Genomic DNA, 16984 nt, shown 5'->3' on the forward strand with positions numbered 1-16984 from the left:
GGCGTCGACGCGGGGGCCCTGCCCTCGCTGCTGCCCGGCGCCCGCCGGGTCGACGACGCGGACGCCCGCACCGCCGTCGCCGAGGTGTGGGGCGTGCCGGCGCTGCCGGAGACCCCGGGCCGCGACGTCACCGCGATGCTGCGCGCCGCCGCGACGGGCGAGCTGGCCGGCCTCGTCGTCGGGGGCGTCGACCCCGCCGACCTGCCCGACCCGGCGCTGGCCCGCGCGGCCCTCGCCGAGGCCGACGTCGTCATCTCGCTGGAGCAGGTGTTCACCGAGGTCAGCGAGCACGCCGACGTGGTGCTGCCGGTGGCCCCGGCGGTCAACCGCAGCGGCACCTACCGCAACTGGGAGGGCCGCGACCGGCCCTTCACGACGACCATCGACCCCGGTCAGGGCGGCTCCGGTCGCGTCGGCGGGACGGCCGCGGTCACGCTGCCCGACTGCCGGGTGCTCGACTCGCTCGCCGTCGAGATGGACGTCGACCTGTTCACCCAGACCCCGCAGGCCGCCGCGGCCGAGCTCGCCGAGCTGGGCACCGCGGCGGTGACCCCGTCGACCCCGGCCACCCGCGCCGCCGGCGGGACGTTCGACCCGGCCCCCGGGGTGCGGCTCGCCACCTGGCGCCAGCTGCTCGACGGCGGCTCGCTGCTCGCCGAGGAGAACGACCTGCCCGGCACCGCCCGGCCCGCCCGCCTGCGGGTGGCCCCGGCCACCGCCGAGCGGCTCGGGCTCACCGCGGGCGAGCCCGCCCGGATCGGCGCCGCGCTCGACCTCGTGGTCGAGCTCGCCGACCTGCCCGAGGACGTCGTCTGGGCGCCGTCGCACGTGCCGGTGGCCGGCGGCGTCGTCACCCTCGCCGGGCTCGGTCTGCGCCACGGCGCCCCCGTGCACGTCGGCCCGCACGGCACCGGAGAGGCCCCGCACCAGCCTGGAGAGGCCCTGTGAACCCGCTGCCCCCGCCCGGGACCCCCGGGTACACCCAGGCGCTGCTCGCCGACGACCCGCTCTGGCTGACGATCGTCAAGGTCATCGCGGTCTTCGGGCTGCTGATCTTCATGACGCTGTTCATGATCTGGCTGGAGCGCAAGGTCGTCGGGCGCATGCAGCAGCGCCCCGGCCCGAACTGGAACGGGCCGTTCGGTCTGCTCCAGTCGCTGGCCGACGGGCTGAAGCTCGCCTTCAAGGAGGACATCCGGCCGGTCCTCGCCGACAAGTTCGTCTTCTTCATCGCCCCGGTGCTCTCGACGATCCCGGCGTTCGTGGCCTTCGCGGTGATCCCGCTCGGCCCCGAGGTCTCGATCTTCGGCAACCACACCGCGCTGCAGGTCGCGGACCTGCCGGTGGGCATCCTCGTCGTGCTGGCGTGCTCGTCGGTCGGCGTCTACGGCATCGTCCTGGCGGGCTGGGCCTCCGGCTCGCCGTACCCGCTGCTGGGGTCGCTGCGCAGCGCCGCCCAGGTCATCTCCTACGAGCTCGCCCTCGGCCTCGCCATCATCGGTGTCGTCCTCTACGCCGGGTCGCTCTCGACCGCCGACATCGTGTCCGCGCAGCAGAACGGCTGGTACATCTGGCTGCTGCCGGTGAGCTTCGTGGTCTTCGCGATCTCGATGGTCGGCGAGACCAACCGCGCCCCGTTCGACCTCCCCGAGGCCGAGTCGGAGCTGGTGGGCGGCTTCCACACCGAGTACTCGTCGCTGAAGTTCGCGCTCTTCTTCCTCGCCGAGTACGTCAACATGGTGACCCTCTCCGCGGTCGCCACGACGCTGTTCCTCGGCGGCTGGATGGCGCCGTGGCCGCTGTCGCTGATTCCTGGGGTCAACTCGGGCTGGCTGCCGGTCGTCTGGTTCATCTCGAAGATGTTCGTGTTCCTGTTCGTCTTCATCTGGCTGCGCGGGACGCTGCCCCGCCAGCGCTACGACCAGTTCATGCGCCTGGGCTGGAAGATCCTCATCCCGGTGAGCCTCGTCTGGATCCTCGCGGTCTCGACGCTGCGGGTGCTGCGCACCGAGTACGGCACGCTCTCGGCGCCGGTGGTCCTGCTCATCGGCGCGGTGGTGCTCGTCGTCGCGGTCGTGGTCGCGGTGCTCCTGCCCGACCGGGCGTCGCAGGACGAGGCCCCCGACGAGCCGGTGGTGGTCTCCGACTACCCCGTGCCCCCCCTCGACCTGACCGTGCCGACGAGCCCACCCCGACGACGGCGCGCGGCGCCGCCGACGCGGGAGAAGGCGGCCGTCGGCTCGGGCGACCGCACGGAAGGAGACGCCTGATGGGCATGTTCGACGGCATCGCGGGCTTCGGTGTCACCTTCGCGACGATGTTCAAGAAGGTCGTCACCGAGGAGTACCCGCTGGTCAAGAAGGTGACGGCGCCGCGCTACCACGGCCGCCACCAGCTCAACCGGCATCCCGACGGGCTCGAGAAGTGCGTGGGCTGCGAGCTCTGCGCCTGGGCCTGCCCGGCCGACGCCATCTACGTCGAGGGCGGCGACAACACCGAGGACGCGCGGTTCTCGCCGGGGGAGCGCTACGGCTCGATCTACCAGATCAACTACCTGCGCTGCATCGGCTGCGGGCTCTGCATCGAGGCGTGCCCGACGCGCTCGCTCACGATGACCAACGAGTACGAGCTCGCCGACGACGACCGCCAGCGCCTGATCTACACCAAGGACATGCTCCTCGCCCCGCTGCTGCCGGGCATGGAGCAGCCGCCGCACCCCATGCGGCTCGGCGAGAACGAGCAGGACTACTACGTGCAGGGCCCGGAGATGGCCCGGCTCGGCCGCGACCAGGCCGGCGAGCACGACCTCGACACCGACAACCGGGCCGGCGCCAACGAGCTGCCGGGCGCGGCGATCGTCGGGAAGGCCTCGGAGACCGCGCACGGGGGGACGGGGCGATGACCACGACGATCGGCGAGGCCATCGGGTTCTGGATCCTCGGCCCGGTGGCCCTGGCCGGCGGCCTCGGGATGGTGTTCTCCCGCAACGCCGTGCACTCGGCGCTGTGGCTGGTGCTGACGATGCTCTCGCTCGGCTTCCTCTACATGGTGCAGTCGGCGCCGTTCCTCGGCTTCACCCAGATCATCGTCTACACCGGCGCGATCATGATGCTGTTCGTCTTCGTGCTGATGATGGTCGGCCGCGACGCGTCCGACTCGGTGGTCGAGGTGCTGCGCGGGCAGCGGGTCGCCGCGGCGGTCCTCGGGATCGGCCTCGCCGGGCTGATGGTCGGGGCGGTCGCGCAGTCGGTCACCGTGCCGCTGACGGGTGGGCCCACGCCGGCGTCGAACATCGGCGGCCTCGGCCTGCTGATCTTCCAGCGCTACCTGCTCGCCTTCGAGCTCACCTCGGCGCTGATCATCACCGGGGCGGTCGGCGCGATGGTCTACACCTTCGCCGGCCGGACCAAGTCCAAGGCGATCACCCAGCGCGAGCGGGTCACCGAACGCCTGCAGGGACCGCTGGCCAAGTTCGGCTCGCGCTCCGGCCCGGGCGTCTTCGCCACCGGCGACTCGGTGGCCACGCCCGCGCTGCTGCCCGACGGCTCGGTGGCCCCGGAGTCGCTCTCGCGGATCATCGAGGCCACCGCGCGCGAGCGGCTCGGGCACCAGACCGAACTCGCCCACGCCGGCGACGACCACGACACGTCGGCGCACTCCCACGGCGGCGACCGCGCCCACGACGTGCAGGGGAGCCAGACGTGAGCCCCACGAACTACCTGCTGCTCTCGGCGCTGCTCTTCGCCGTCGGCACCGTCGGGGTGCTGGTGCGGCGCAACGCCATCGTCGTGTTCATGTGCGTCGAGCTGATGCTCAACGCGGTGAACCTCTCGCTGGTCACCTTCGCGCGCCTGCACGGCTCGCTCGACGGCCAGGTCATGGCGTTCTTCGTCATGGTCGTCGCCGCGGCCGAGGTCGTCGTCGGCCTCTCGATCATCATGGCCATCTTCCGCACGCGCCGGACCGCCTCGGTCGACGACGCGAACCTCCTCAAGTACTGACGGGAGCTCCCTCGATGCTCGCCCTGCAGGCAGCGGAACAGCTGCCGCCCGTGGGCCCCGCGACCGGCGCCGGGAGTGCGGCCTGGCTCCTGGTCGCGCTCCCCGCGCTCGGTGCCGCCGTGCTCTTCCTCGGCGGCCGGCGCACCGACCGCTGGGGTCACCTGCTCGGCACCGCGACGGTGGTGCTGTCGTTCGTCTACGGCCTGACGCTCTTCATCTCGGCGCTCGCGGAGCCCGGGGAGGAGCGCGTGCGGGAGCTCGGGCTCTACGAGTGGTTCGCCTCGGGCGCGCTCTCGGTGGAGTTCGGGCTGCGCCTCGACCCGCTGTCGCTGACGTTCGTCCTGCTGATCACCGGGGTCGGGTCGCTGATCCACATCTACTCGGTGGGCTACATGGCCCACGACGAGAACCGGCGCAAGTTCTTCGCGATGCTCAACCTGTTCGTCGCGTCGATGCTCGTGCTGGTCCTCGGCAACGGTTTCCTCACCCTCTATCTCGGGTGGGAGGGCGTCGGCCTCGCGTCGTACCTGCTCATCGGGTTCTACGTGCAGCGCCCGCTGGCCGCGTCGGCGGCGAAGAAGGCGTTCCTGATGAACCGGGTCGGCGACGTCGGCCTGGCGCTCGCGATCTTCATCCTGTTCGCCCAGCTCGGCACCACGCAGTACACGGAGGTGTTCGAGCGCGCCGGGGAGCTCTCGCCCGGCGCCCTCACCGCGGTCGCGCTGCTGCTCCTGCTCGGCGCCTGCGGCAAGTCGGGCCAGTTCCCGCTGCAGGCCTGGCTGCCCGACGCCATGGAGGGCCCGACCCCGGTGTCGGCGCTCATCCACGCCGCCACGATGGTCACCGCCGGCGTGTACCTGGTCGCCCGGTCGCACCCGATCTACGACCTCACGCCGACCGGCCAGCTGGTCGTCACGATCGTCGGCGCGATCACGCTGCTGATCGGCGCGATCGTCGGCTGCGCCTACGACGACATCAAGAAGGTCCTCGCCTACTCCACGGTCAGCCAGATCGGCTACATGATGCTGGCGGTGGGGCTCGGGCCGATCGGCTACGCGGCCGGCCTGGCCCACCTGCTCACCCACGGCTTCTTCAAGGCCGGGCTCTTCCTCGGGGCCGGCTCGGTGATGCACGGGATGGCCGACGAGACCGACATGCGCCGCTTCGGAGGGCTCTGGCGCCACATGCCGGTCACCTTCGCGACCTTCACCCTCGGCTACCTGGCCCTCATCGGCTTCCCGTTCCTGTCGGGCTTCTACTCGAAGGACCTCATCATCGAGGCCGCCCTCGGGGGCCCGCCGGAGCGCGGCTGGATCCTCGGCGGCGCAGCGCTGCTCGCGGCGGGGCTGACGGCCTTCTACATGACCCGCCTCATGCTGATGACCTTCTTCGGCCCCGAGCGCTGGCGGAGCCTCACGCCGCGCTCCGCGCCGTGGGACCCGTCGGCCGAGAGCGAGGCGGCGCCGCAGCACCCGGAGCCGGGCCACGGCGCGGGCTACCACCCGCACGAGTCGCCGGCGTCGATGACGGTGCCGATGATCGTGCTCGCGATCGGCTCGGTGGGCGCCGGCGCGTTCCTCGTCACCGGGGAGCGCCTCGGCGGCTGGCTCGAGCCGGCGATCGGCCCGGTCCGCGAGGTCGAGGAGGCGGTGATCCCGACGGGGCTCGTCCCCGGCATCGCCTCGGTCCTCATGCTCCTCGGCGCCGGGATCGCCTACCTGACGGTCGGCCGCCGCCCCGTGCCGGTCGAGCGGCCCGAGCGGGTGTCGCTGCCCGTGCGGGCCGCCCGCGCGGACCTCTACGCCAACGCGATCAACGAGGGACTCGTCGCGCGGCCGGGCATCTGGCTCTCCCGCGCGCTGGTCTACCTCGACAACCGGGGCGTCGACGGAGCCGTCAACGGCACCGCCGCGCTCCTGGGCGGTGCGTCGGGCCGGGCCCGCCGCACCCAGACCGGATTCGTGCGCTCCTACGCGCTGACGATGCTGGGAGGCTCCCTCGTGCTGGTCGCGGCGCTGCTGGCGGTGACCATCCCGTGAGCACCCTCGTGCTGGTCCTCGTCCTGCTGCCCCTGCTCGGGGCGGCCGTCTCCGGGGCCCTGGTGAAGTCGGAGCGCGACCACCTCGCGAGCGTCACCGGCTTCGTCGTCGCCCTCGTCGAGCTCGTGGGCGTCGCGGTCGTCTTCGCGATGTTCGACCCGGCCGCGCCGACCCGGTTCCAGGGCGAGCTGTCGGTGTCCTGGATCCCGGCGTTCGGGGTCTCGTTCTCCCTGGGCCTCGACGGCATCGCGCTCGCGATGATCGGGCTGCTCGCGGTGCTGGTCCCGATCGTCATCGCCTACACCGCGTTCACGCGCGCCGCGGAGCGCTTCCCCGACGGTCCCCGGGGCGAGCCGCGCGGTGCCGGTGGCTTCGTCGCGCTGATGCTCGCGCTGCAGGGCGTCCTGGTCGCGCTGTTCGCCGCGACCGACGTCTTCCTCTTCTACGTGATGTTCGAGGTCATGCTCGTCCCGATGTACTTCATCATCGGGCGCTTCGGCGGAGCCCGGCGCCAGTACGCGGCCGTGAAGTTCTTCCTGTACTCGTTCCTCGGCGGGCTGATCATGCTCGGCTCGGTGATCGGGATCTACGTCGCGAGCGGCACGCGGCTGGGGCAGGCCACGTTCGACTGGGCCGAGCTGCAGCGCCTCGCCGCGCAGCTCCCACTGTCGACGCAGATCTACCTCTTCCTCGGGTTCTTCGCGGCCTTCGCCATCAAGGCGCCGCTCGTGCCGCTGCACACGTGGCTGCCCGACGCCGGTGCCCAGGCCCCGATCGGCGGCGGCGTCATCCTCGTCGGCGTCCTCGACAAGGTCGGCGTCTTCGGTTTCCTGCGCTACTGCCTGCCGCTGTTCCCGCTGGCCTCGCAGACCCTCGCGCCCCTGGTGCTGGTCCTCTCGGTGATCGGCGTGCTCTACGGGGCGCTGCTCGCCGCCATGCAGACCGACATGAAGCGCTTCGTCTCCTACACCTCGATCGCCCACTTCGGGTTCATCGGCCTGGGGATCTTCGCGTTCTCGCAGCAGTCGGTCGCGGGCTCGGCGCTCTACATGGTCAACCACGGCATCTCGACGGCGATGCTCTTCCTCGTCGTCGGCATGCTCGCCGCGCGCGGCGGGTCCTCCCGGATCGCCGACTACGGCGGCGTCGGGCGGATCGCCCCGGTGCTCTCCGGGCTGTTCCTGCTGGCCGGCCTGACGACGCTCTCGCTGCCGGGCACCAACTCGTTCGTCTCGGAGTTCCTGGTGCTCCTCGGCTCCTGGCCGCGCGAGCCGGTCTACACGGTGATCGCGACGGTCGGGATCATCTTCGCCGCGCTCTACGTGCTCTGGGTCTACCAGCGCACGATGACCGGCCCGCTGCGCGGCGAGGCCGTCGTCGGCGGCGGCCCGGGCGCGGCGGCGAAGGCGGCGCTGGCCGGCGGACCCGGGTTCGCCGACGTCCTCGACCCGCCCGACGGCACGACGACCGCGAAGGCGCGCTTCGGCGACCTCACCGGCCGGGAGATCGGGGTGCTCGCCCCGCTCGTGCTGCTGGTGTTCCTGCTCGGGTTCTTCCCGCAGCCCCTGCTCGACGTGATCAACCCGGCGGTCACCGCCACCATGAGCGAGGTCGGCGTGCCCGACCCGGTCGGCCCGAACGGAGTCGCACGATGAGTCTGACGACGTCCTTCGCTGATCAAGCCTCTTTCTCGGAAGCGATCGGCGTCGACTACGGGGCCCTGGCCCCGCTGCTGATCGTCCTCGGCGGCGCCTGCGTGTCGGTGCTCCTCGAGGCCGTCCTGCCGCGGGCGAGCCGCCCCCGGGTGCAGGTGACGTTCACCCTCGCCGTCATCGCGGTGGCGCTGGTGACGGTCATCGTGCGCGCCACGGGCGACGCCCCGGCGACGGTGGTGCTGGCCGGGTCGCTCTCGGTCGACGCCCCGAGCCTGTTCCTCTGGGGCACCCTGCTCGCGCTGGCGATCCCGTCGGTCCTCATGCTCGCCGACCGCTCGATCGAGCCGGGCGGCGTGTTCGTCGCCGACCCCGAGGCCCTCGCCGAGGCGCAGGAGCGGGCGCTCGCCGGTTCGCGGCGGTCGTCGGGATCGACGGGCTCCGGGAGCGGCGGCGTCGCCGCCCGGCGCGCACCCACCGGCGGCGACGAGCCGCCCGCGATGCACACCGAGATCTTCGCGTTCGTGCTCTTCGCGCTCGGCGGGATGCTCGCGTTCTGCGCGGCCAACGACCTGCTGACGATGTTCGTCGCGCTCGAGGTGCTGAGCCTGCCGCTCTACCTGCTGTGCGGTCTCGCCCGGCGCCGGCGGCTCCTCTCCCAGGAGTCGGCGGTCAAGTACTTCCTGCTGGGCGCCTTCGCCTCGGCGTTCTTCCTCTACGGCGTGGCCCTGCTCTACGGCTACTCCGGCTCGGTGCGTCTCTCGGACATCTCCGCGTCCGCCGCCGGGTCGCTGAGCTCGGACACGCTGCTGTTCGCCGGGCTCGCGCTCCTCGTCGTCGGGCTGATGTTCAAGGCCTCGGTCGGCCCGTTCCACACCTGGACCCCGGATGTCTACCAGGGCGCGCCCACCCCGGTGACCGCGTTCATGGCCGCCTGCACCAAGGTCGCGGCCTTCGGCGCGATCCTGCGGGTGTTCTCCGTCGCCTTCGGCACCACGACGCTCGAGTGGCGCGGGGTGCTGTGGGCCGTGGCGATCGCCTCGATGGTCATCGGCACGGTGTTCGGTCTCACCCAGACCGATCTCAAGCGGATGGTGGCCTACTCCTCGGTGGCCCACGCGGGCTTCCTGCTGATCGGCTGCCTCGCGATCACCCCGGCCGGGCTGTCCGGGACGCTGTTCTACCTGCTGGCCTACGGGTTCACGACGATCGCGATCCTCGGCCTGGTCTCGCTGGTGCGCACCGCCGAGGGCGAGGCCGGGCACCTCTCGGCCTACGCCGGGCTCGCGACCCGCTCGCCGGTGGTGGCCGCGGCACTCTCGTTCTCCCTGCTCGCCCTCGCCGGCGTGCCGCTGACCAGCGGGTTCACCGCGAAGTTCGCGGTGTTCTCGGCCGGCCTGGCCGACGGGATGGCGCCGCTCGTCATCGTCGGGCTGGTCTGCAGCGCGATCGCGGCGTTCTTCTACCTGCGCGTGATCGTGCTCATGTACTTCTCCGAGCCCGACCCGCAGGGCCCGACCGTCACCCTGCCCGGGCCGATGACGACGGTGGCGATCACCCTGGGCGTCGCGGTCACCCTGCTGCTCGGCGTGCTGCCGACGGCCGCCCTGGAGTGGGCGGGCGCCGGCCCGTTCCTAGGCTGAGGGGGTGAGCACGCAGAGACCGCCGGTGGCGGTCACCCAGGTGGCCGGCCTGCCCATCGGTGACGACGCCCTGGCGGCCGAGGTGTCGGCCGGGCTCGACCGGGTCGAGGACCTGCTCCGCCGGGAGGTCCACAGCGACTACCGCTTCGTCGCCGACACCTCCCTGCACCTCATCGAGGCCGGCGGGAAGCGGTTCCGGCCCCTGCTCACCCTGCTCGCCGGGCAGCTCGGCGCCGGGGACGCGGGTGGCGGCGCCGTCGGCCCCACCGGCGAGGACGTGGTGGTCGCGGCCACCTCGGTCGAGCTGGTGCACCTCGCGACGCTCTACCACGACGACGTCATGGACGAGGCCGTCATGCGCCGCGGCGCCCAGAGCGCCAACGCCCGCTGGGACAACACCGTCGCGATCCTCACCGGCGACTACCTGTTCGCCCACGCCTCGCGGCTGGTGTCCCAGCTCGGGCCCGACGCGGTGCGGATCATCGCCGAGACCTTCGCCGAGCTCGTCACCGGCCAGATGCGCGAGACCCGTGGCGCGCGCGGCGACGACCCGGTGGAGCACTACATGGCCGTCATCGCCGAGAAGACCGGATCGCTGATCGCGACGGCCGGCCGCTTCGGGGCGATGTTCGCGGGCGCCGGCCCCGACCACGTGGAGTCGCTGCGCCGGTTCGGCGAGATCATCGGCACGGCCTTCCAGGTCTCCGACGACATCATCGACATCGCCTCCCCGTCGGGCGACTCGGGCAAGACCCCGGGCACCGACCTGCGCGAGGGCGTCGCGACCCTGCCGGTGCTCTACGCGCTCGCCGACCCCGGGCCCGAGGCCGAGCGGCTGCGGGCCCTCGGGGTGGGGGAGAAGGAGATCACCGACGACGCGGTGATCGGCGAGGCCCTCGACATCCTGCGCGCCTCCGACGGCCTCGACCGGGCCCGCGCCGCCCTCGACGCCCACGCCGAGGCCGCCCGGTCCGAGCTCGCGGGCCTGCCCGCGGGCCCGGCCCGCGACGCGCTGGCGGCCCTGCTGGACTACACCGTGGAGCGCGTCGGCTGAGCGGGGGCGGTCGGCCGGACCCTCGTGTGCCGCGCCCACCAGCCCTCGCCGGCGAACACCAGCAGCGCGACCCACACCAGCCCGAACCCGATCCAGCGGGCGGGCGGCATCGGCTCGTGGTCGACGAGCACGCCCCAGGCGAACTGCAGGGTCGGGTTCACGTACTGCAGCAGGCCGAGCGTCGCGAGCGGGAGCCGCTTGGCCCCGAACGCGAACAGCAGCAGCGGGATCGCGGTGACCGGCCCGGCGGCGACCAGCAGCAGGGAGTGGACCGTGCCGTCGCCGAACGTCCCCACCCCCGTCGCCTGCAGCCACACCAGGTAGCCGATCGCGATCGGGCCCAGCAGGAAGGCCTCCGCGGTCAGCCCGGCCGCCGGGGCGACGGGGACGCGCTTCTTCAGCAGCCCGTAGATCCCGAAGCTCGCGGCGAGCACGAGCGCGATCCACGGCAGGGCCCCCGTGCCGGCCCACAGCACGGCGACCGCCAGCGCCGCGATCCCGACGGCCACCCACTGCGCGCGCCGCAGCCGCTCGCCGAGGACGGCGACGGCGAGCACCACCGACACCAGGGGGTTCACGTAGTAGCCGAGGGCGCTCTCCACCACCCGCCCGTGCGTGACCCCCCAGATGTAGACGCCCCAGTTGATCGTGATCAGCACGGACGCGGCCATGATCGTCAGCCAGGTCCGCCACGACAGCCCGCGCAGCTGCGACCACCCGCGGGCGACGCCGAGGACCACGGCCATCCCGACGAGGGTCCACGCGATCCGGTGGGCGAGGATCTCCACCGACCCGGCGGGCGCGAGCAGCGGCCAGAACGCCGGGAACGTCCCCCAGAGCACGTACGCGCCGAGCGCGGCGACGAGCCCGCTGCGGTCCGGTCGCCCGGTCGGATCCTGCGTGTCGGCCACCCCGCGACTCCATCACGGGTGTGTGGGCCATGCACCTGCCACCTGCCGGACGGCGGCACCCCCGCGCGCGCGGGGTGACCCGGAGGCCCGTGGTGCGCGAAGGTTCGGGCGTGCACCCCGTCCTCGACATCCTCCGGGCCCGCCGCGAGCGCGGGGACCGCGACGACCCCCACCGGGTCGCCCTCGCCATCGAGGGCGGCGGGTCGCGGGCGACGCTCTCGGGCGGGATGGTGATGGGCCTGGCCGAGGCGGGCCTGTCCGGTGCCTTCGACGCGGTCTACGGCGCGTCGGCGGGCACCGTCAACGGGGCCTGGTTCGTCAGCGGCGGCAGCGCCGCGGGGATCCCCGCCTGGTACGCCCCGGGCGTCATGCACCGCGTGTGCGGGGTCAAGCGGCTGCTCCTCGGCCGGCCCCTGGTGGACATGCGCTGGGTGGTCGACGAGCTCTACCGGCACATCGTGCCGCTCGACTGGGCGGCCGCCCGCGCCGCCGACACCCCGCTGCACCCGCTCGCCACCGACGCCGACAGCGGCGAGTCGGTGGACCTGCGCGGGCTCGTGCACGACGACGAGTCGCTCCGCACCGCCGTGCGTGCGTCGACCCACCTCCCGATCCTCGGCGGCGCCCCCGTCGAGCTGGCCGGCCGCCGCTACCTCGACGCCGCTCTCGCCGAGACGCTGCCGTTCCGCACCCCGCTCGACCAGGGCATGACCCACGTCCTGCTGCTGCGCACCCGCCGCGAGGACGACCCGGTCAAGCCGCCCTGGCGCTCCGGCGACCTCCTGGCGCGCGCCCTGCTCATCCGCTCCGCGCCGGGGGCGGCGAAGGCGTGGCGCACCCGCTACGCGCGCCAGCTCGCCGACGAGGCCGACCTCCCCACCCGCTTCGCCGACACCGTGGCCACGCTGCGCCCGCCGGCCGGCACCCGCGCCGTGAGCCAGCTCGAGACCGACGAGACCGCGCTGCACGAGGCGGTCGAGGTGGGGCGGGCGGTCGCGGCCGCCGAGTTCGGGCCGTAGACGGCACGAGGCCGGCTCCCCGGTGGGGGAGCCGGCCTCGTGGGTGTCGCGGTCGGGCGGGTCAGGCCTCGTTCTCGGGCGTCGGCATGATCGCCCAGGTGTCGCGGCCCATCAGCATGGCCTGCAGGGTGTCCCCGCGCTGCTGGGCCTGCTCGGTGGCGGCGGCGACCTGCGCCCGGGCACCGTCGTCGTAGGTCGGGCGCTGCACGCTGCGGAACACGCCGGTCACGGTGTGGGTGAGGTCCTGGTCGGACAGCCGCGAGAGCGCGAACGCCTGCGTCGGGTCCTGCTCGCCGGCGTCGTGGGTGACGAGGGCGTCCTCGCCGACCTCGGCCACCGGGCGCACCTCGAGCCCGCCCGCGGCGGAGCGGACCACGCCGTACTCGCCGTCGTTGCCGAACCGGATGGGCTCGCCGTCGACCAGCGGGATGAGGCGCTGGGCCACGTCGTCGCCCTTGCGCAGCACGTCGAAGGACCCGTCGTTGAAGATCGGGCAGTCCTGGAAGATCTCGACGAGCGACGCGCCGCGGTGGGCGGCGGCCTGGCGCAGGACCTCGGTGAGGCCCTTGCGGTCGGAGTCGAGCGCGCGGCCGACGAACGTGGCCTCGGCGCCCAGGGCCAGCGAGATCGGGTTGAACGGGGCGTCGATCGAGCCCATCGGGGTCGACTTGGTGACCTTGCCGACCTCGGAGGTCGGCGAGTACTGGCCCTTGGTCAGCCCGTAGATCCGGTTGTTGAACAGCAGGATCGTGATGTTCATGTTCCGGCGCAGCGCGTGGATCAGGTGGTTGCCACCGATCGAGAGCGCGTCGCCGTCCCCGGTCACCACCCACACCGACAGGTCGGGGCGCGAGACCGCGAGCCCCGTCGCGATCGCGGGCGCGCGGCCGTGGATCGAGTGCATCCCGTAGGTGTCGAGGTAGTACGGGAACCGGCTCGAGCAGCCGATGCCCGACACGAACACGATGTTCTCGCGCTTGAGGCCGAGCTCGGGCAGGAATGAGCGCACCGAGGCGAGCACGGCGTAGTCGCCGCAGCCCGGGCACCAGCGCACCTCCTGGTCGGAGGTGTAGTCCTTGGCCTTCTGCGGCTCGTCCGTGGTCGGGACGAGGTCGAGGCCCCCGAGCTGGGGGGAGGGGAGGTCGACGGCGGTCATGCGGGAAGGTCCCCCTTCACGGCGTCGGTGAGGACGCCGGCGAGCTCTTCGGCCTGGAACGGGAGTCCGGCCACCTTGGTGTAGGAGCGCGCGTCGACGAGGAAGCGCGCCCGCAGCAGCATCGCGAGCTGCCCCAGGTTCATCTCCGGGACGATCACGCGCTGGTACCGGCCGAGGACCTCACCGAGGTTGGCCGGCATCGGGTTGAGGTTGCGCAGGTGCGCCTGGGCCACCGAGAGCCCGGCGGCGCGGACGCGACGGCACGCCGCCCCGATCGGGCCGAACGTGGAGCCCCAGCCCAGGACGAGGACCTCGGCGTCGCCGGTCGGGTCGTCGACCTCCAGGTCGGCCACCTCGATGCCGTCGATCTTGGCCTGGCGCAGCCGGACCATGCGGTCGTGGTTGTCGGGGTCGTAGGAGATCGACCCGCGGCCGTCGGCCTTCTCCAGGCCGCCGATACGGTGCTCGAGCCCCGGCGTCCCCGGCACCGCCCACGGGCGGGCGAGGGTGTCGGCGTCGCGCAGGTAGGGCCAGAACTCGCTGCCGTCGGGGGAGTTGACCTCGGTGGCGAACTCGACCGAGAGGTCGGGCAGGTCGTTCACGTCGGGCACGGCCCACGGCTCGGAGCCGTTGGCGATCGCGCCGTCGGAGAGCACGAACACCGGCGTCCGGTACTTCAGGGCCATGTTCGCGGCCTCGATCGCCACGGCGAAGCACTCGCTCGGCGACGCCGGCGCGATGATCGGCACCGGCGCCTCGCCGTTGCGCCCGTACATCGCCTGCAGCAGGTCGGCCTGCTCGGTCTTGGTCGGCAGGCCCGTCGAGGGGCCGCCGCGCTGCACGTCGAGGATCAGCAGCGGCAGCTCGAGGGTGACCGCCAGCCCGATCGTCTCGGACTTCAGCGCCACGCCCGGGCCCGACGTCGAGGTCACGCCCAGCGCGCCGCCGAACGAGGCGCCCAGCGCCGCGCCGATGCCGGCGATCTCGTCCTCGGCCTGGAACGTGGTCACGCCCATGCCCTTGTGCTTGGACAGCTCGTGCAGGACGTCCGAGGCCGGGGTGATCGGGTAGGTGCCGAGGAACACCGGGAGCTTCGAGAGCTGCCCCGCGGCGACCACGCCGTAGGCGAGCGCGAGGTTGCCGGTGATCTGGCGGTAGGTGCCGGTGGGCAGCGCGGCCGGGGCGACCTCGTAGGTCACGGCGAACGACTCGGTGGTCTCGCCGTAGTTCCAGCCGGTGCGGAACGCGAGGATGTTGGCCTCGGCGAGGTCGGGCTTCTTCGCGAACTTCTCGCGTAGGAACTGCTCGGTGGCGTCGGTGCCGCGGTGGTACATCCACGACAGCAGCCCGAGCGCGAACATGTTCTTCGCGCGCTCGGCGTCCTTCTTGCTCATCCCCGTGGGCTCGAGCGCCGCGCGGGTCAGCGTCGCCATCGCCACCCGGTGGACCTGGTAGGGCTCCAGCGAGTCGTCCTCGATCGGGTTCGACTGGTAGCCGACCTTCGCGAGGTTGCGCTTGGTGAACTCGTCGGTGTTGACGATGAGGACCCCGCCGTGGGGCAGGTCCTTGAGGTTCGCCATCAGCGCGGCCGGGTTCATCGCGACCAGCACGTCCGGCCGGTCGCCCGGGGTGAGGATGTCGTAGTCGGCGAAGTGCAGCTGGAAGCTCGAGACACCCGGCAGGGTGCCGGCAGGGGCCCGGATCTCGGCGGGGAAGTTCGGCAGCGTCGCGAGGTCGTTGCCGAACGACGCGGCCTCGGAGGTGAACCGGTCGCCCGTGAGCTGCATGCCGTCACCGGAGTCGCCGGCGAAGCGGATGACCACCCGGTGGGTCTGCCGGACCTCGGTCTGCCGGATCTCGCCGTGGGCCACCAGGTGGCCGGGGAGCTCCGCCCCGACCTCGGTGTCAGTGCTCATCGAGCGATCCAGCCCCTTCCCGCTCCGAGTCGTGGTGCCTGCACCCCACGACGTTTACTTCCACGCTAACCCCGGGACGATCAGGGCAACGCCCCACCCGGTCGTCGTCACAGATCACTTGACCGAACAAGCGGTCACGAGCGCCGCCGCATCCGCTCGAGGGCGTCGCGGAAGGCGGCCGACCGCAGCGACTCCAGCTGCGGGCCCACCTCCACCGAGACGGCCTCCGCGTGGTCGGTGAGGCCCGCGGTGGTGCGCACGCTGGCCTTCGTCGTGACGACGAGGTCGCGGGGCGCCCGCGCCGAGACCCCGGCCATCCGCAGCGCCTCGGCGACGACGGGGGAGCGCGTGCCCGGCTCCGTGGGCACCTCGCCGGGGACGCGCCGCAGCACCAGCCCGGCCCGCTCGGCGGCCTCGGCGTCCATCGCCTCGCCGGTCAGCAGCATCGCGATCGTCGTCTGCTGCCCCACCAGCCGCTGCGTCATCCAGGTCATCCCGCCGCCGGGGTGGATGCCGAGGCGCAGGAAACCGGGCTCGAAGCGCGCGGTGTCGCCGGCCAGGCGGATGTCCGTGGCCAGGGCCATGTTGATCCCGGCCCCGACCGCCGGGCCGTCGACCGCGGCGATCGTCGGCAGCGGGCACGCGGCCAGCGCGAGGAAGCCCGCGTACACGGCACGGATGGCCTCCTCGCCGTCGGCGCCCGTGGTGCGCCCCACCGCGGCCAGCTCGTCGAGGTCGCCGCCCGCGCAGAAGGCCGGACCGCGGTCGGCGGCGCCCGTGACGACGACCGCGTGCACGCGCTCGTCGGCCTGCACCTGCTCGAGCACGGCCACGAGCGCGTCGGAGAGCGCGCGGCTCATCGCGTTGCGCCGCTTCGGGTCGCGCAGGGTCAGCAGGGCGGTCACCCCGCCGTCGTCGCGGCCACCCTCCGGTGCGACGTGCTCGACATGGACGGTGGGCCCCTCGGTGTCGCTTGCCACGCCGACCATCCTGCCCAAGAGCGTTAGCGTGCGCTCATGGCCGTGTCCCTGGATCTCCCCGCCGACGCGGCGCTCGCCGAGCGCCACGAGAAGGCCCCCGCGGTGGGCGAGCGCCTCCCGGTGCACTCCGCGGTGTGCTTCGGGTGCGCCGACATCCCGCACGGGCTGCGTCTCGCGTCCTGGGTCGCCGACGACGAGGCCGGCGCCGCGGTGGTCACCAGCCGCATGGAGCTGCGCCCCGACCAGCAGGGCGCGCCGGGCCTCCTGCACGGCGGTCTCCTGACCTCGGCGTTCGACGAGGTGCTCGGATCCGTGGTCGCGCTGGTCACCCGGCCGTGCGTGACCGCCCGGCTGGAGACCGACTTCCGGCGCCCGATGCCGATCGGGCGGACGCTGTGGCTCCGCGGCCGGGTCGACGGCCGGAGGGGCCGCAAGCTCTACGTCAGCGGGACCGCCCACCTCGACGACGAGCACGGCCCCGTCGTCGGCACCGCGAAGGCGCTGTTCCTCAAGGTCGAGATGGAGCACTTCCTGAAGAACAGCCGCCCGGAGGACCTCGAGGCGCTCGGGGTGTCCCCGGAGCAGATCCGCGCCGCGCGCTCCTGACCCCCCC

14 protein-coding genes and 1 pseudogene are annotated in these 16984 nt (G+C 73.0%); 11 read left to right on the forward strand and 4 right to left on the reverse strand.

Translation table 11 applies throughout. The features are described from left to right. The 9 genes and pseudogenes from ACFPBZ_RS22250 to ACFPBZ_RS22290 all read left to right on the forward strand — a co-directional run. Nucleotides 1-948: pseudogene (locus tag ACFPBZ_RS22250) on the forward strand (NADH-quinone oxidoreductase subunit G); the annotation flags it as partial. Continuing rightward, nucleotides 945-2270, forward strand: a complete 1326-nt coding sequence (gene nuoH, locus ACFPBZ_RS22255; protein WP_378038302.1) for an NADH-quinone oxidoreductase subunit NuoH — start codon at nucleotides 945-947, stop codon at nucleotides 2268-2270. The pseudogene ACFPBZ_RS22250 and the gene nuoH, both read left to right, overlap by 4 nt. Beyond that, on the forward strand, nucleotides 2270-2902 hold the full coding sequence (gene nuoI, locus ACFPBZ_RS22260; protein WP_378038303.1) for an NADH-quinone oxidoreductase subunit NuoI: 633 nt from the start codon (nucleotides 2270-2272) through the stop codon (nucleotides 2900-2902). The genes nuoH and nuoI overlap by 1 nt, the downstream gene beginning before the upstream one ends. Continuing rightward, on the forward strand, nucleotides 2899-3705 hold the full coding sequence (locus tag ACFPBZ_RS22265) for an NADH-quinone oxidoreductase subunit J (RefSeq protein ID WP_378038304.1): 807 nt from the start codon (nucleotides 2899-2901) through the stop codon (nucleotides 3703-3705). Before nuoI ends, ACFPBZ_RS22265 begins: the two co-directional genes overlap by 4 nt. Then, nucleotides 3702-4001, forward strand: a complete 300-nt coding sequence (nuoK, locus tag ACFPBZ_RS22270) for an NADH-quinone oxidoreductase subunit NuoK (RefSeq protein ID WP_378038305.1) — start codon at nucleotides 3702-3704, stop codon at nucleotides 3999-4001. The genes ACFPBZ_RS22265 and nuoK overlap by 4 nt, the downstream gene beginning before the upstream one ends. 14 nt (nucleotides 4002-4015) lie before the next feature. Beyond that, nucleotides 4016-6040, forward strand: a complete 2025-nt coding sequence (gene nuoL, locus ACFPBZ_RS22275; protein WP_378038306.1) for an NADH-quinone oxidoreductase subunit L — start codon at nucleotides 4016-4018, stop codon at nucleotides 6038-6040. Next, the gene (locus ACFPBZ_RS22280; protein ID WP_378038307.1) at nucleotides 6037-7695 is read left to right on the forward strand and encodes an NADH-quinone oxidoreductase subunit M; all 1659 of its coding nucleotides are present in this window, start codon (nucleotides 6037-6039) and stop codon (nucleotides 7693-7695) included. Before nuoL ends, ACFPBZ_RS22280 begins: the two co-directional genes overlap by 4 nt. Further along, the gene (gene nuoN, locus ACFPBZ_RS22285; protein ID WP_378038308.1) at nucleotides 7692-9335 is read left to right on the forward strand and encodes an NADH-quinone oxidoreductase subunit NuoN; all 1644 of its coding nucleotides are present in this window, start codon (nucleotides 7692-7694) and stop codon (nucleotides 9333-9335) included. The genes ACFPBZ_RS22280 and nuoN overlap by 4 nt, the downstream gene beginning before the upstream one ends. Before the next feature lie 4 nt (nucleotides 9336-9339). Next, a complete protein-coding gene (locus ACFPBZ_RS22290) occupies nucleotides 9340-10389 on the forward strand; it encodes a polyprenyl synthetase family protein (protein ID WP_378038309.1) in 1050 nt (349 codons plus the stop codon). On the opposite strand, the gene rarD is transcribed toward ACFPBZ_RS22290, so the two are convergent. Beyond that, nucleotides 10365-11300 (reverse strand): EamA family transporter RarD, encoded by a 936-nt coding sequence (gene rarD, locus ACFPBZ_RS22295; RefSeq protein ID WP_378038310.1) that lies wholly within the window; start codon nucleotides 11298-11300, stop codon nucleotides 10365-10367. The genes ACFPBZ_RS22290 and rarD overlap by 25 nt on opposite strands. A gap of 110 nt (nucleotides 11301-11410) precedes the next feature. Between rarD and ACFPBZ_RS22300 the strand changes: the two genes are divergently transcribed. Continuing rightward, entirely contained in the window at nucleotides 11411-12319 is a 909-nt protein-coding gene (locus ACFPBZ_RS22300) for a patatin-like phospholipase family protein (RefSeq protein ID WP_378038311.1), read from the forward strand. Nucleotides 12320-12380: 61 nt separating this feature from the next. Here ACFPBZ_RS22300 and ACFPBZ_RS22305 read toward each other — a convergent pair whose 3' ends face one another. The 3 genes from ACFPBZ_RS22305 to ACFPBZ_RS22315 form a co-directional block, all read right to left on the reverse strand. Continuing rightward, nucleotides 12381-13475: a 2-oxoacid:ferredoxin oxidoreductase subunit beta gene (locus ACFPBZ_RS22305; RefSeq protein WP_378038312.1), complete on the reverse strand. Its 1095-nt coding sequence runs from the start codon at nucleotides 13473-13475 to the stop codon at nucleotides 12381-12383. Beyond that, nucleotides 13472-15391, reverse strand: coding sequence for a 2-oxoacid:acceptor oxidoreductase subunit alpha (locus ACFPBZ_RS22310; RefSeq protein WP_378038313.1), 1920 nt, complete (start codon nucleotides 15389-15391; stop codon nucleotides 13472-13474). Before ACFPBZ_RS22310 ends, ACFPBZ_RS22305 begins: the two co-directional genes overlap by 4 nt. 134 nt (nucleotides 15392-15525) lie before the next feature. Beyond that, complete coding sequence (locus ACFPBZ_RS22315) at nucleotides 15526-16380, reverse strand: enoyl-CoA hydratase-related protein (RefSeq protein ID WP_378038376.1); 855 nt, start codon at nucleotides 16378-16380, stop codon at nucleotides 15526-15528. 27 nt (nucleotides 16381-16407) lie between these two features. Here ACFPBZ_RS22315 and ACFPBZ_RS22320 point away from each other — a divergent pair, with 27 nt between their 5' ends. Beyond that, nucleotides 16408-16977 (forward strand): PaaI family thioesterase, encoded by a 570-nt coding sequence (locus ACFPBZ_RS22320; protein WP_378038314.1) that lies wholly within the window; start codon nucleotides 16408-16410, stop codon nucleotides 16975-16977. Nucleotides 16978-16984 lie beyond the last annotated feature (7 nt).

The sequence above is a fragment of the Actinomycetospora atypica genome (genome assembly GCF_042653685.1).
Lineage (GTDB): Bacteria > Actinomycetota > Actinomycetes > Mycobacteriales > Pseudonocardiaceae > Actinomycetospora > Actinomycetospora atypica.